General features: G+C 75.7%; 14 protein-coding genes and 1 pseudogene. 3 read left to right on the forward strand and 12 right to left on the reverse strand.

All coding sequences use genetic code 11. The annotated features are described in order from the left end of the window. On the reverse strand, positions 1–1,096 hold a 1,096-nt coding region (locus MA879_RS11450), incomplete at its 3' end, for an AAA family ATPase (protein WP_248126557.1). Beyond that, entirely contained in the window at positions 1,093–2,307 is a 1,215-nt protein-coding gene (locus MA879_RS11455) for an exonuclease SbcCD subunit D (RefSeq protein ID WP_248126560.1), read from the reverse strand. The genes MA879_RS11455 and MA879_RS11450, both read right to left, overlap by 4 nt. An 83-nt stretch (positions 2,308–2,390) precedes the next feature. On the opposite strand from MA879_RS11455, the gene MA879_RS11460 reads away from it, so the two are divergent. Beyond that, on the forward strand, positions 2,391–3,524 hold the full coding sequence (locus MA879_RS11460) for an ADP-ribosylglycohydrolase family protein (protein WP_248126563.1): 1,134 nt from the start codon (positions 2,391–2,393) through the stop codon (positions 3,522–3,524). A gap of 49 nt (positions 3,525–3,573) precedes the next feature. Here MA879_RS11460 and MA879_RS11465 read toward each other — a convergent pair whose 3' ends face one another. From MA879_RS11465 to clpS, 7 genes are read right to left on the reverse strand one after another with little or no spacing between them, the layout of a single operon-like run. After that, positions 3,574–4,719: a 3'-5' exonuclease gene (locus MA879_RS11465; RefSeq protein ID WP_248126566.1), complete on the reverse strand. Its 1,146-nt coding sequence runs from the start codon at positions 4,717–4,719 to the stop codon at positions 3,574–3,576. After that, complete coding sequence (gene rdgB / locus MA879_RS11470) at positions 4,716–5,378, reverse strand: RdgB/HAM1 family non-canonical purine NTP pyrophosphatase (protein WP_248126569.1); 663 nt, start codon at positions 5,376–5,378, stop codon at positions 4,716–4,718. The genes MA879_RS11465 and rdgB overlap by 4 nt, the downstream gene beginning before the upstream one ends. Next, positions 5,375–6,151: a ribonuclease PH gene (gene rph, locus MA879_RS11475; protein WP_248126572.1), complete on the reverse strand. Its 777-nt coding sequence runs from the start codon at positions 6,149–6,151 to the stop codon at positions 5,375–5,377. Before rph ends, rdgB begins: the two co-directional genes overlap by 4 nt. A gap of 22 nt (positions 6,152–6,173) precedes the next feature. Next, positions 6,174–6,986: an MBL fold metallo-hydrolase gene (locus MA879_RS11480; protein ID WP_248126575.1), complete on the reverse strand. Its 813-nt coding sequence runs from the start codon at positions 6,984–6,986 to the stop codon at positions 6,174–6,176. Beyond that, positions 6,983–7,933, reverse strand: a complete 951-nt coding sequence (gene murI, locus MA879_RS11485; RefSeq protein WP_248126578.1) for a glutamate racemase — start codon at positions 7,931–7,933, stop codon at positions 6,983–6,985. The genes MA879_RS11480 and murI overlap by 4 nt, the downstream gene beginning before the upstream one ends. Further along, the gene (locus MA879_RS11490) at positions 7,930–8,643 is read right to left on the reverse strand and encodes a DUF2017 family protein (RefSeq protein ID WP_248126581.1); all 714 of its coding nucleotides are present in this window, start codon (positions 8,641–8,643) and stop codon (positions 7,930–7,932) included. The genes murI and MA879_RS11490 overlap by 4 nt, the downstream gene beginning before the upstream one ends. A gap of 10 nt (positions 8,644–8,653) precedes the next feature. Continuing rightward, positions 8,654–9,013, reverse strand: coding sequence for an ATP-dependent Clp protease adapter ClpS (clpS, locus tag MA879_RS11495; RefSeq protein ID WP_248126584.1), 360 nt, complete (start codon positions 9,011–9,013; stop codon positions 8,654–8,656). Positions 9,014–9,078: 65 nt separating this feature from the next. On the opposite strand from clpS, the gene MA879_RS11500 reads away from it, so the two are divergent. Further along, on the forward strand, positions 9,079–10,428 hold the full coding sequence (locus MA879_RS11500) for a nicotinate phosphoribosyltransferase (protein WP_248126587.1): 1,350 nt from the start codon (positions 9,079–9,081) through the stop codon (positions 10,426–10,428). Position 10,429: 1 nt separating this feature from the next. Then, complete coding sequence (locus MA879_RS11505; protein ID WP_248126590.1) at positions 10,430–11,122, forward strand: isochorismatase family protein; 693 nt, start codon at positions 10,430–10,432, stop codon at positions 11,120–11,122. Positions 11,123–11,153: 31 nt separating this feature from the next. Here MA879_RS11505 and MA879_RS11510 read toward each other — a convergent pair whose 3' ends face one another. The 3 genes and pseudogenes from MA879_RS11510 to MA879_RS11520 form a co-directional block, all read right to left on the reverse strand. Further along, a complete protein-coding gene (locus MA879_RS11510) occupies positions 11,154–12,986 on the reverse strand; it encodes a DEAD/DEAH box helicase (RefSeq protein WP_418001251.1) in 1,833 nt (610 codons plus the stop codon). Beyond that, positions 12,979–13,320 carry a DUF3039 domain-containing protein gene (locus tag MA879_RS11515; RefSeq protein WP_248126593.1) on the reverse strand — a complete coding sequence of 114 codons (342 nt, stop codon included), beginning with the start codon at positions 13,318–13,320 and terminating at the stop codon, positions 12,979–12,981. Before MA879_RS11515 ends, MA879_RS11510 begins: the two co-directional genes overlap by 8 nt. A gap of 21 nt (positions 13,321–13,341) precedes the next feature. Then, positions 13,342–14,281, reverse strand: a pseudogene (locus MA879_RS11520) (Tat (twin-arginine translocation) pathway signal sequence); the annotation flags it as partial.

Raw genomic sequence — 14,281 nt, forward strand, 5'->3', positions numbered from 1 at the left:
AAGGACATGCGCCGGTCGTACCGCTCGACGAAGTTCCTCGGGATCCTGGAGAACCCTCCTGGGCCGCGGCGCCCCGCACGTCGGCCGCCTCCGCGGCGGCACGGGACCGCTCCGCCCGGTCGGCCGCGGTCACGACGGCCTCGGCACGCCGATGGTCCTCGAGGGCCGTGCGCTCCGCCGCGGCGCCCTCGGCTCCGGCCCGATGCGCCCGGTCCCGCTCGGCCCAGTCCCCGGCCGCCCGCAGCGCCCGGTCGACACGGCGCAGACGCTCGAGCGCCGCGCGGGCGTCCCGCTCGGCGGCCACCGCCTCGTCCTGCCGGGCCCGCGCCGTCGCATGGGCGGCGTCGGCGCGCTCGGACGCCAGGCGCATCAGGTCCCCGTCCTCCTCCGGGTGGGGTGCCGGCGCGTGCCAGTCCTCTCCGAGCTCCTCGCGGGCGAGCTCGCGCAGCTGGTCCCGGGCGCTCTGCGCGATCCGGGCGTCCGCCGCCACCCGCGCGTCGAGCCGGGAGGCCTCGGCCTTGAGGTGCTCCTCGACGCCGTCGAAGCGCTGGGTGCCGAAGAGGCGGCGCAGCAGGTCCCGGCGCTCGTCCGACCTCGCCGTGAGGAACCGCGCGAACTGCCCCTGCGGCAGCATGACGACCTGCATGAACTGCTCGGCGTCCAGGTGCATGACGGAGCCGATCTGCTGCCCCACCTCGTCGGCGCGGGTCAGCGGGGCGCCCCACTCCCCGTCCCGCTGCTCGCGCAGGGACGCGGACGCCTGGGTCGTGGTGGTGCCGGTGCCGCGCTTCTTCCGGCGGGCGTGGCGCGGAGAGCGGGACACCTCGAACCGGCGGCCCTGGACGGTGAGCTCGACGAGCACCTCGGGGGCCACCGTCCCCGGCGGACGCAGCGTGGTCACGAGGGACTCGGGCGAGCGCCCGCCGGGCACCGAGCCGTACAGGGCGTAGCAGAGGGCGGACAGGATGGTGGACTTGCCCGCACCGGTGGGCCCGTCGAGCAGGAAGAGCCCGGCGCTGTTGAGCGCCTCGAAGTCGACGTCCTGGGTGTCGGCGTACGGGCCGATGCCCGTCAAGCGCATGCGGTGGATCCTCATGCCTGCGTCTCCTTCGTGCGGGCGGCCTGCAGGGCCGCGTCCAGCAGGGCCGTCTCCTCGTCCGTGGCCGCGCGCTCGCGCACATGGTGGACGAAGCCGGTGGTCAGCACCAGGTCCGACGGGGCGTCTCGCAGGGCCTGGGCGTAGGTCCGCTCACGGACGCGCCGACCGCCCGCGGGCTCGTGCCGGAACACGAGCACGTGCGGGAAGCGGGAGCGGAGCCGCTCCAGGGCCTTCTCCGGACGCTCGTCGTCCGTGACGGTGACCTGGACCCAGCGGTCCTCCGCCCACGCGTGCTCGGCGGACTCGAGTAGCCCGGCGATCGGGCCGGCCAGCACCGCGAGCTGCCGGCCGCCGGGCCAGTCGACCTCTTCGATCAGCGTGACCTCGCCTCCGGCGACGTGCACCAGCCAGCCGCCCTTGTCCTGCCGCCACTCCCCGAAGGAGTAGGGCAGCGGGGAGCCGGAGTAGCGGACGTGCGGCGCCATGGTCTGCCGCCCGTGCAGGTGCCCCAGGGCCACGTAGTCCAGCCCGTCGAAGACGCTCACCGGCACCTGGCCGAGCGTGCCGACGAGCGCCTCGGGGTCCTGCCCCGCACCGTCGAGCTGCTCGCCCGCGCCGATGTCCCGCTCCCCCTCGCTCCCCGCGCCGCCGGCCGCGAAGAGGTGGGCCAGGACGATCGAGGCGACGGGGCCGGCCCCGGGGCCCGCCCGCCGCGCGTCGAGATCCTCCCGGACGCGGCGCACGGCCTCCCGCATCACGGGCGTGTGGTGCTGGTCCACGCCCCATGCCTGCCCCAGGTGGCGCGGCTCGAGGTACGGGACCCCGTAGACCGCCGCCCGCTCCCCGTCCCGCCCCTCGAGCAGCACGGGCTCGGCGAGACGGTCCGGGTCCGTGCGCAGGTGCACTCCGGAGCCGGCCATCAGGGCGCCCCCGAACCCGAGGCGCACCGCGGAGTCGTGGTTGCCGCTGGTCATCACCACCTGCGCCCCGGCGGCCCGGATCGCGGCGAGGGTCTCGTCCAGCAGACGGACGGCATCGGCCGGGGGCAGGGCGCGGTCGTAGACGTCCCCGGCCACGAGGACGGCGTCCACGCCGCGCTCGCGGACGGTGTCCACGAGCTGGGCCATGACGGCGCGCTGGGACTCGAGCAGCCCCGTCCCGTGGAAGGAGCGGCCGATGTGCCAGTCGGAGGTGTGCAGCAGGAGCATGGGACCCACTCTAGGAACGGGCCGGACCGGACAGGGGCGTCCGCCGCGGGCGACCGGTCCCCGCGCTCCCTACGATGGACCGCATGAACGACTCCTCCGCCCCGGACGCCCCCGCCGTCGCCCACCCCTCCCGCGTCGCCGGCGTCCTCGCGGCCGGCGCCGTCGGCGACGCCCTGGGCTACGTCGTCGAGTTCGACGACGTCCCCGCGATCCGCGCCCGGCTCGGCGCCGAGGGCCTCACCGACGCCGACGCCCTGCTCGCCGTGACGGGCGGGCGGGACCTGCCCGTCTCCGACGACACGCAGCTGACCCTCTTCGTGCTGGACGGCCTGCTCGAGTGGATCGAGTGGCAGAACGCGGGCCAGGCCGCGGACCCGGCGGCGTGCGTGTGGCTGGCCTGCCTGCGGTGGCACCGGACCCAGACGGGCGCGCTGCCCGAGGGCGCGCCCCCCGCCCCGGACCGGTGGATCGACGCCCATCCGGAGCTGCGTGTCCGGCGGGCCCCGGGGAACGCCTGCCTGTCCGGCCTCGACACGGCCGCGATGGGCCTGCCCGGGGACCCGCGGAACCCCGGATCGAAGGGCTGCGGCACGGTCATGCGCTCCGCCCCGTACGGCATGGTCCCGGGGCTGGAGGACCGGCACGTCGTCTCGCTGGCCCGTCAGGGCGCCGTGCTCACCCACGGCCACCCCACCGCATGGACCGCGGCCGCGGCGTACGCCCTGACGGTGTCCGCGCTGTTCCGCGGCCGGGAGCTGGCGGAGGCGGTGGCCCATGCCCGGTCCTGGCTGGACACGGTCGGGGCGGACGGGGCGGAGACCGCCGCCGCCCTGGACGCGGCGGTGGCGGCCGCTGCGGACGCCCCGCACGACGCCGGGGCCCCCGGCACGCTCCCGTCGGCCCTCGGCGCGGGCTGGGTGGCCGAGGAGGCCCTGGCGATCGCGGTCTACGCCGCGCTCGTCGGCCGGGCGCGGACCGCGGATCCGGCCGCCGCGCTGGCCCTCGCCCTGCGGATCGGCGTGAACCACGGCGGCGACTCGGACTCGACGGCGTCTCTCGCGGGCCAGCTGCTGGGCGCGCGGCACGGCGTGGCCGTGCTCGGCCGTGCGGACGCGGCCGTGGACGCCGAGGCAGCGGCCTCCGCCGTGCCCGGCTGGATCCGCGAGCGGGACGTGCTGGCCGAGGCCGTGCGTCGGTGGGTGGGCGCCACGTCCTGACCGCGCCAGGCGGTCCCGACGCAGGGCCACGGCGACCCCGCGGGTCGCGTCACCCCGGCGCGGCGGGCCTGTCGCCGTCGACCATCCGGAGGAACTCCCCCTCGGACACGAGCGCCAGGCGCTGGCCGCGGGCGCGCCGGGCGAGCGCGTCGCGGGTCTTGCGGTGGCCGAGGGCGGAGCTGACCGGGACCGCCGCGGGTCCTCGTGCCTCGCCGTCCCACGGGCCGTCCCCGACCGCGGCCAGGTCCGCGGCCGAGAACCCGTCCCCCACCACCAGGACGGTGGTCTGCGCGGTCACCCGGTTGGCCGTGCGGGCGCCGTGCGCGGCCGCGCGGCGCTTGGCGTCCTGCCGCGACATGCCGATCCCGCCGGTGAACACCACGGTCTGCCCGTACAGCGGATGGGCGGGATCCGCGTCCGTGGCGGGCTCGGGGTTCACACCCTCGTCCGGCCAGCGCATGGGGTCCGGCAGGTCGCGCTCGTCCGCGAGGGGCACGGTGGCGTCGAACAGGCCCGGCTGCAGGCGGGCCTGCCGGGTGGCGCGGGACTCCCGTCCCTGCCCCGCGGCCCGCGCCGGCAGGGTGCTGCGGCGCAGCCCCTGGGCGGCCAGCACCGCGTCCACGGACGCCTCGCCGCGGGCGCAGGTCCGGGCCCCGATGTCGATCAGGATCGCAGCGCACGCCTCGGCATCGGCGAGCGCGTCGTGGTGCCGCCCCGGCGTGAAGCCGGCCTCCCGCGCGGCGGAGGGCAGGGCGTAGGAGGCCAGGCGGTACACCCGGCGGGCGAGCGTGAGGCTGCAGGCGTAGTCGTAGGAGGGCACGTCCCGCCCGGACACCTCCAGACCCGACTCGATCACTCCGACGTCGAAGGCCGCGTTGTGCGCCACGAGCACGTCCGAGCCCACGAAGTCCGCGATCCGCTCGTGGACCTCCGCGAACCGCGGGGCGTCCGCCACCTGCTCGGGGCGGATGCCGTGGATGCGGGTGTTGCGCGGGTCGAACCGGTCGAACCCTGCCGGGGGACGCATGAGCCACGCCGCCCGCTCCGTCATCCTCCCGTCGCGCACGCGCACGAGGCCCACCGCGCAGGCCGAGCCGCGGAAGCCGTTGGCGGTCTCGAAGTCGATCGCCGTGAAGTCCAGGCTCGGCTGCGCCGGCGGCCCCCACGGCCGCGCCGGGCCGGGCCCCGCGGTCACGGGCGCGACTCGAGCGCTGCCACCAGGTGGGGCAGCAGGGCCCGGAATGCCCGCCCGCGGTGGCTGATCGCGTTCTTCTCCGCCGCGTCGAGCTGCGCGGTGGAGCGGTCCTGGCCCTCGGGCCGCAGGATTGGGTCGTAGCCGAAGCCTCCCGTGCCCACGGGCTCGCGCAGCAGGGTGCCGGGCATGCGGCCCAGCTCCACGTGCTCGCGCGCCGGGCCGGAGGCCCCCGCCGGGACCGCGAGCGCGGCGGCGCACACGAACGCGGCCGTGCGGTGCTCATCCGGGACGTCGTGCAGCTGCGCGAGCAGGAGCTCGAGGTTGGCGCGGTCGTCGCCGTGGCGCCCGGCCCAGCGGGCGGAGAAGATCCCGGGCGCACCGCCGAGGACGTCCACGGCCAGGCCGGAGTCGTCGGCCACGGCCACCAGCCCGGTGTGCTCGGCCACGGCGCGGGCCTTCTTCCGCGCGTTGGCCTCGAAGGTGACCCCGTCCTCCACCACGTCCGGTGCGCCCACGGCGCCGGCGTCCAGCACGGCCGTCTCCACGTCCATGCCCGGCAGCGCCTCGGCGAGCAGGGAGCGCAGCTCGCGCACCTTGCCCTGGTTGTGGGTGGCCAGGACCACGCGGGCGCCGGCCGGGACCCTGCCCGCGGCGCTCATGCGCGCCCCTCGGCGTCCCCCGCGAGGGTCTCGGCCTGGATGCGGGCGAGCTCGGCGGTGCCGGCCAGGGCGAGGTCCAGGAGGGCGTCCAGCTCGGCGCGGTCGAAGGGGGCGCCCTCGGCGGTGCCCTGCACCTCGACGAACCGACCGGAGCCCGTGACCACGACGTTCATGTCCGTCTCCGCGCGCACGTCCTCCACGTAGGGCAGGTCCAGCAGGGCGGCGCCGTCCACGATCCCCACGGACACCGCGGCCACCGAGTCGGTGAGCACGCGGGCGTCCTTCTTCAGGACGCCCTCGCGGCGGGCCCAGGCCACGGCCTCGGCGAGGGCCACGTAGGCGCCGGTGATGGACGCGGTGCGGGTGCCGCCGTCGGCGTCGAGGACATCGCAGTCCAGGACGATCGTGTTCTCCCCGAGCGCGGCGAGGTCGATCACGGCGCGCAGCGAGCGGCCGATCAGCCGGGAGATCTCGTGGGTGCGGCCGCCGATCCTGCCCTTCACGGACTCGCGCTGGTTCCGCTCGGAGGTGGCCCGCGGGAGCATGGCGTACTCGGCGGTGACCCAGCCGGTGCCCTCGCCCTTGAGCCAGCGCGGGACGCCCTGCGTGAAGGAGGCGGTGCACAGCACGCGGGTCCCGCCGAACTCCACCAGGGCGGAGCCCTCGGCCTGGCGGGAGAACCCGCGGGTGATGGTGATGGGGCGCAGCTCGTCGACGGCGCGGCCGTCCTGACGGGTCACGGGCGTGCGGGGGCTCAGCGAGGCGTCGGTCATGCCGCCAGTCTAGGCGGGGGCCTCAGACGCCGTAGCTCAGCCCCGCCACGGCGACGGCGAGCGGCCCCTCGTACGCGCGACGCGCCTCGAGGGCCGCCTGCTGGGGGTCGTTCCAGACCGGCAGGTGGGTCAGCAACAGCTTCCTCGCCCCGGCCTGCGCGGCCATCTGACCGGCGCGCAGGCCGGTGAGGTGGACGCCGTCGATGTGGTCGTCGCGACCCTCCTGGAAGGCGGCCTCGCACAGGAACACGTCCGCGTCCCGGGCCGCCTCGACGAGGCCCTCGCATGTGTCCGTGTCCCCGGAGTAGGTCAGCACACGCGTCACGGGGGCGCCGTCCTCGCCGGGCTCGTCCACCTCCAGGCGCAGCGCGTAGGCCTCGTCGATCGGGTGACGCACCGGGTGCGGGGTGAGGCGGAACGGGCCGAGCCGTTCGGTGCGGCGCGGCCGCCACGTGCGGAAGTCGAAGTCCGGGTGCATGCCGGGCTCGGGCGCCATGCCGTACGCCTCCGCGATCCGCGTGGCGGTGGCGGCGGGCCCGTAGACGGGGATCCGGCCGGCGTGCCAGCCCGCGGGGTTCCACCGCACGGCCACGTGCAGGCCGCACAGGTCCATGCAGTGGTCCGGATGCAGATGGGAGAGCAGGACCCCGTCGAGCTGCTCCAGGTCGATGTACCGCTGGAGCACCCCGAGGGAGCCGTTGCCCAGGTCCAGCAGGACGCGCCAGGGGCGGGTGCCGCCGACGCCGTCCGGCCCGTCGGCGGTGACGAGGTAGCACGAGGCGGGCGAGCCCGGCCCGGGGAAGGAGCCAGAGGCCCCGATGACGGTCAGCTTCACTGGGCGGCCTCCTGCTCCATCTCGGCCCGCAGCCTGGCCAGCACGTCCGGGGTCAGCGCCGTGAGCGCCGCGGTGGGGTAGCGCTCGCGCACCGTGTCGATGCGGCGGACCTGTCCGACCTCGGGGCCGAGGAACCGGCGGGCCAGCGCCTGGAAGTGCTCGGGGTCGCCGGTGGCGGCGAACCGGTGCTGCGGGGCCGCGGCGGACCCGGCGGCCGAGTGCGGGTGCTCGAGGCCGTGCCGCACCAGCGCCCGGTACAGGTCCTTGGCCGTCTCCTCGGCGGAGGACACGAGCGTGACGTCGTCCCCCATCACCAGGGACAGCGCGCCCGTGAGCAGCGGATAGTGGGTGCAGCCCAGGACCAGGGTGTCCACGCCTGCCGCCTGCAGGGGGGCCACGTACTCCTCCGCGGTCGCCAGGAGCTCGGGGCCCGTGGTGATCCCGGCCTCCACGAACTCTACGAACCGCGGGCAGGCCGCGGAGACGACCTGCAGGTGCGGGGCCGCGGAGAACGAGTCCTCGTACGCGCGCGAGCCCACGGTGGCCTGCGTGCCGATCACGCCGATCCGCCCGTTGCGCGTGGCGGCCACGGCCCGCCGCACGGCCGGCTGGATGACCTCGACGACGGGGATGCCGAGCCGCCCGGTGTAGCGCTCCCGCGCATCGCGCAGCACGGCCGCCGAGGCCGAGTTGCACGCGATCACGAGCGCCTTGACGCCGGCCTCCACGAGCTCGTCCATGATCCCGAGGGCGAGGGCCCTCACCTGGGCGATCGGGCGCGGCCCGTACGGCGCGTGGGCGGTGTCCCCCACGTACATCACGGGCTCGTGGGGCAGCTGGTCCATGATCGCGCGTGCCACGGTGAGGCCGCCGACGCCGGAGTCGAAGATCCCGATCGGCGAGGCCGCCGTGGCCCCGGTGGCCGGGGCGGAGGTCGGGCCGCTCATGCGTCCGTCCCCTCCGGTCCCGTCTCCCGGGAGTCCTCGGGCAGCTCGGACAGCATCTCGTCCATCAGGGTCTCCTGCAGCCAGGTGGTGAAGTTGTACAGCAGCGCCATGGTGGCCTCCACGTCCTGTGCGTGGCGCCAGTCGTCCACCGCGTGCACGCGGCGGGCGTCCTCGTCCGTCTCGATCCCGAGCCGGACGGCAAGCACCAGGCGCACGTCGTTCAGGGCCCGCCCGAAGGAGGGGGCCTGGTCGTGGGGCACGGTGACCCGCGTGGAGCGCAGCGCCTCGAGGGCGCGGCGGGCGTCGTCGAGCTTGGCCGTGGTGAGGGCGTCCTCGGTGAGAGCGCGCTGCCGGGTCCGCTCGTGCTCGGCCGCGTGGGGCATGGCGTCCGGCAGCAGCCGCGCCACCGCGGGGTCCTGCGGGGCGGGGCGCTCCTCGGCGGACTCCGCGTCCAGCTCCATCCCGCCCACGAGCGCCCAGAAGGCGGCGTCGGAGGCGTCCGCGGCGGGCTGGCTCGCGCGGTCGCCCTGCGACGCCGGGGCCGGGCCGACCGCGTCCTCGCCCGGCCCGGACGTCTCCGGGAGGACCTCGTCCTGCCGGTTCTCCAGGAGGGTCACCACGTCCTTGACGAGGCCCCGCAGCAGGCGCACCTCGGCCTTCTCGAGCTCGGCCACGTATCCGCGCCGCGTCCACCGGAATCGCTGTGCCACCGCCGCCCCCTCAGTCCTCGCCCTGCTCGAGCGTGGCCCACAGGCCGAACCCGTGCATCGCGTTCACATGGCCCTCGGCCACCTCGCGGCCGCCGGTGAACACCACGGCGCGCCCGCGCTCGTGCACCTCGAGCATGAGCGCCTTGGCCCGGGCCGCGGAGTAGCCGAAGTGGGACCGGAAGACGTAGGCGACGTAGCTCATCAGGTTCACCGGGTCGTTCCACACCACCACGTTCCAGGGGCGGGCCAGCGCGTGGTGCTCGTGCGGGCGCTCCAGCAGGGCGGTGTCCGAGCCCCCGGCCTCCTCTGCCCCGTGGGCGGCGCGGACGGGCCGGGCGGGGGCGACGACGTGGGCGGGCGGGCGGGACATGCGGACCAGCATACGGAAGCGGCACCCGTCCCGACGGCCCGCGACCCGTGGGCTAGCCTGGCGGCGTGAGCGAGAACACCCCCCGCACCTCCCCCGCCGCGGACGACTGGCGCATCCCCACGGCCCTGATGACCGACCACTACGAGCTGACCATGCTCTGCGCGGCGCGCCGGGCGGGCACCGCGGAGCGGCGCAGCCGGTTCGAGCTGTTCACCCGCCGCCTGCCCGAGGGCCGCCGGTACGGCGTGGTCGCCGGCACGGGCCGCGCGCTCGAGGGGCTCTCCCGGTTCCGGTTCGCCACGCCCGAGATCGACTTCCTCGCGGACCACGCCGTGGTGGACGACGCGACCCTGCAGTGGCTGGCGGACTTCCGCTTCTCGGGCGACGTCGTGGGCTACGCCGAGGGCGAGGCGTACTTCCCGCACTCCCCCGTCCTGCAGGTCGAGTCGACCTTCGCCGAGGCCTGCATCCTGGAGACCTACCTGCTGTCCATCCTCAACTACGACTCCGCCGTGGCCTCCGCCGCCTCCCGCATGACCTCCGCAGCCCAGGGCCGTCCGTGCATCGAGATGGGCGCCCGCCGCATCCACGAGGAGGCCGCCGTGGCCGCCGCCCGCGCCGCGGTGATCGCCGGCTTCGCCGCCACCTCCAACCTGGAGGCCGGCCGCCGGTACGGGGCGCCGACCGTGGGCACCGCCGCCCACTCCTTCACCCTGCTGCACGACTCCGAGCGCGCGGCGTTCGAGGCGCAGGTCGCGGCCCTCGGCCGGGACACCACGCTGCTCGTGGACACCTACGACATCGAGCAGGGCGTGCGGACCGCCGTCGAGGTGGCCGGCCGCCAGCTGCGCAACGTCCGCCTGGACTCCGGCGACCTCGTTCAGCAGGCCCACGAGGTCCGCGAGCTGCTCGACTCCCTCGGCAACACGGAGACCGGGATCATGGTCACCTCCGACCTGGACGAGTACGCGATCGCCTCCCTGCGCTCGGCGCCGGTGGCCTCCTACGGCGTCGGCACGCGTCTGGTCACCGGCTCCGGTGCCCCGACCGCCTCCATGGTGTACAAGCTCGTGGCCCGCCAGGACGACGACGGCACCTGGGTGGATGTGGCGAAGGCGTCCTCGGGCAAGACGTCCCACGGCGGCCGCAAGCAGGCCGTCCGCCGCCGGGACGCCCGGGGCCGCGCCGTGGCCGAGCTGGTGGGCGTGAACCGCGCGCCTGCGGCCGACGCCGACGACCGCCCCCTGCTGCACACCTTCGTCCAGGACGGCGAGCTGCAGGAGGGCTGGACCGGACCGGAGGCCGTCACCCGCGCCGCCGAGCGCCACGCCGCCTCCCTCGCCGAGCTGCCCCGGGCCGCCGCCCGTCTGCAGCCCGGCGAGGCCCTCATCCCGACGATCTTCCAGGAGGACTGACATGACCGAGCAGAACCGCGCCCTCGTGATCGTGGACGTGCAGAACGACTTCTGCGAGGGCGGCGCCCTCGCCGTGGCCGGCGGGGCCGACGTCGCCGCGGCGATCGCCGACCACGTCAACGAGGCCCGCGAGGACTACGCCGCCGTGGTCACCACACGCGACTGGCACGTGGACCCGGCCGGGCACTTCGCCGCCGCCTCCCTCGAGGACCGCGACGCCGAGCCGGACTACGTGCGCACGTGGCCCGTGCACTGCGTGGCCGGCACCCCGGGCGCCGAGCTGCACCCGGACCTGTCCGCCGAGGACCTCGAGATCGACGCGGAGTTCCTCAAGGGCCAGCACGGGGACGGCTACTCCGGCTTCGACGGCGCCGCGGGCGATCCGGACACCGTCCGCTCGGGCGAGGAGGACTCGGCCCCGGCCGGCCCGTACGGCGCCACGCGCGGGGCCGCCCACGCGGCCGACGACGGCGACTCCCTCGACGACTGGCTCCGCGCCGCGGACGTGGACGCCGTCACCGTCGTGGGCCTGGCCACCGACCACTGCGTGCGCGCCACCGTTCTCGACGCCCTCGAGGCCGGGTACGAGGTGACCGTCCGCACGGACCTCGTGGCCGCCGTCGACGACGCCGCGGGCGAGGCCGCACTCCACGAGATGGAGGCCGCCGGCGCGCTGCTGCGCGCGGGCGACTGAACCCGGCGGGCGCCGGAGGATCCCGGCGCCCTCACCGGCGCCCGACGAACCACCCGCGCAGCGTCTCCAGCCGCTTCTCCAGCTGCTCCCGCGAGGCCTGCGCCACGGCCGGGCCGCCGGAGATCTCCCGCAGCCGGTTGTGGATCACGCCGTGGGGCTGGCCGGAGCGCGCGGACCACGCCGAGACCGTCGTGGACAGCTCGGCCCGCAGCTCCTTCATGCGCCGGTGGTCGACGACGTCGCGGCTCTCCTGCGGCGCGGCGGCCGGCTTGCGCCGGATCTGCTCGTTCTGGCGCTGGCGCAGCAGCTCCGAGACCTGCTCGGCGTCCAGCAGGCCGGGGATGCCGAGGAAGTCCAGCTCCTCCTCGGAGCCGACGTCCCCGCCGAGGCCGAACTCGCCGCCGTCGAACAGGACCTTGTCGAAGCTGGCACGGGACTCGAGCGCCTCGAACGAGGCCCGCGTGAGGGTCTCCGAGCCGCGCTCGGCCCGGTTCGCCTCCGCGATCAGGTCCTCCTCGGGGGCCTGGGAGAGGTCCTCGAGCTCCTCCGCCGTGACCGCGCCCTCCCGGCGGTCCAGGGCGTGGTCCCGCTCGAGCTCCATCTCATTGGCCAGCAGCATCAGCTGCGGCACGGACGGCAGGAACACGGAGGCCACCTCGCCGCGCCGCCGCGAGCGCACGAAGCGCCCCACGGCCTGGGCGAAGAACAGCGGGGTGGAGGTGCTGGTGGCGTACACGCCGACGCACAGCCGGGGCACGTCCACGCCCTCGGACACCATGCGCACCGCCACCATCCACCGCTCGTCGGAGGCGGCGAACTCCTCGATCCGGTCCGAGGCGCCCTTGTCGTCCGAGAGGATCACGGCCGGGGCCTGGCCGGTGAGCGCCTGCAGCTGGGCCGCGTAGGCGCGGGCATCCTCGTGGTCGGAGGCGATCACGAGGCCGCCGGCGTCGGGGATGCCCCGGCGGATCTCGGTGAGGCGTCGGTCCGCGGCGCGCAGCACCGAGGGGATCCACTCGCCCGCCGGGTCCAGTGCGGTGCGCCAGGCCGAGGCGGTGATGTCCTTGGTCGCGGCCTCGCCGAGCTGGGCCTCCATGACCTCGCCGGTGGAGGTCTTCCACCGCATCTGCCCGGAGTAGGCCAGGAAGATCACCGGCCGCACCACATGGTCCCGCAGAGCCGGGCCGTAGCCGTACGTGTAGTCCGCCCTCGAGCGCTCGAAGCCGTCCGCGCCCTTCTCGTACCGGACGAACGGGATGTAGGCGTCGTCCGAGCGGAAGGGGGTGCCCGTCAGGGACAGCCGGCGGGCGGCGGGCTCGAACGCCTCCCGGATGCCCTCGCCCCAGCTGCGGGCGTCGCCGCCGTGGTGGATCTCGTCCAGGATCACGAGCGTCTTGGCGGCCTCGGTGCGGTTGCGGTGCAGGACGGGCTTGTTCGCCACCTGCGCGTACGTCAGGGCCACGCCGCGGTATTCGGCCCCGTGGCGCCCGTCGGCGTTCTTGAAGTTCGGGTCGATCGCCAGGCCCACGCGGGCGGCGTTGTCCGCCCACTGCCGCTTGAGGTGGTCGGTGGGAGCCACCACGGTGAGCCGCTGCACCACGCCGGAGTCCATCAGGATCTTGGCCACGCGCAGGGCGAAGGTGGTCTTGCCCGCGCCCGGGGTGGCCACCGCGAGGAAGTCCTGGGGCGCCTCCCGCAGGTACTTCTCCAACGCCTCCTGCTGCCACTGGCGCAGCTTGGGTGCGGTGCCCCACGCGGCGCGCTCGGGCAGCGCCGGCGGGAGGTCCTCGCCGACGTGGAACAGGTCCGGCTGGATGCCGTCCGGGGTGGGCGCGCCGCTCGTCTCGGAGCGGCCCTCAGCCACGGGAGCGACCGAAGAACCCGCCGCGCTTGCCGCCGCCCGAGCCGGCGTCGTCGCCGTCCTGCGGGTCGCGCAGGCCGTCGTAGATCTCCTTGCACAGGGGGCAGACGGGGAACTTCTGGGGGTCCCGGCCCGGCACCCACACCTTGCCGCACAGGGCGATCACGGGGGCGCCCGAGAGCGCCGACTCCATGATCTTCTCCTTGCGGACGTAGTGCGCGAAGCGCTCGTGGTCCCCGGGCTCGACGTCCTGGAGCTGCTCTGCGCGCTCCAGCACGGAGGTGCCCCCGCCGGAGGGGGTCAGCGGATCGGCCTGGAGGGGATCGGAGATGCTCATGGCCCCGATCCTACCGACCGCTCACCACGCCTTCACGGCCTGCAGGGTCTCGGCCTGCGCGCGGTCGTACCAGGCCGCGCCCCAGCGGACGCCCAGCCACAGGGCGAGCGCGCCCCACCCGACGCCGACGACGAGGGTCACCCAGGACCACACGCTCGCCCGGGTGGCCAACAGAGCGATGAACGGGACGGCCATCGGGACCGCGAGGACGGCGGTGGCGAGCATCGAGACGCCCTGCACGAGCGCCGTGCGGGCCGCGGCCCCCTGCGGGGTCTTCAGCGGGCTGTCCCCCGGCTTGGGCACGGGGTACACCCAGCGGGCCGAGACCAGGCTCGAGAGCCCCGTGCACGCACCCAGGAGCCCGAGTGACACCCCGAGCAGGGCGGGCAGCAGGACCCAGTCCCCGGTCGCCGCCACGGTGGCCACGGTCACCACGACGGCGAGCGGCAGGCCCCAGCCGAACAGGCCGAGGACGCGGCCCCAGCGGTCGTCCGCACCCCGGACGCCGGCGAGGACGTGGTGGTGGAAGGCGGTGTGGTCGTAGCCGATGTCCGCCGAGAGCGAGTAGCCCAGCGCCCACGCGGTCACCGGGCCCATGAGCAGCAGCAGGACCGGACTGCCCTCGCCCACCGTGGAGGACATGAACCAGAACAGCACGAAGAGCAGCGGGATGATCACCAGGCTGGCCAGGTACCGGGGGTCGGCGAACCAGTAGTGCTGGCAGCGAGCGGCGATCGCCGTGCGCGCACTGGTGGCCGGACGCCCCAGCCAGCGCAGGTCCGCCGGACGGCCGCCGCGCCGGGCCGGCGCGGCCGAGCCGGACGCTGCTCGCGGCTCCACGGTGCGGCGGATGGCCAGGTGCCACAGGGCCAGCGCCAGCCCGGCCCACGCCGCGGCCACCGCGAGGCGCAGGGCGACGGCGCCCCACGCGCCCTCGGCCGCGGCCGCCCCGGCGGCCAGG

The sequence above is a fragment of the Micrococcus lacusdianchii genome (assembly GCF_023155805.1).
GTDB classification, from domain to species: domain Bacteria; phylum Actinomycetota; class Actinomycetes; order Actinomycetales; family Micrococcaceae; genus Micrococcus; species Micrococcus lacusdianchii.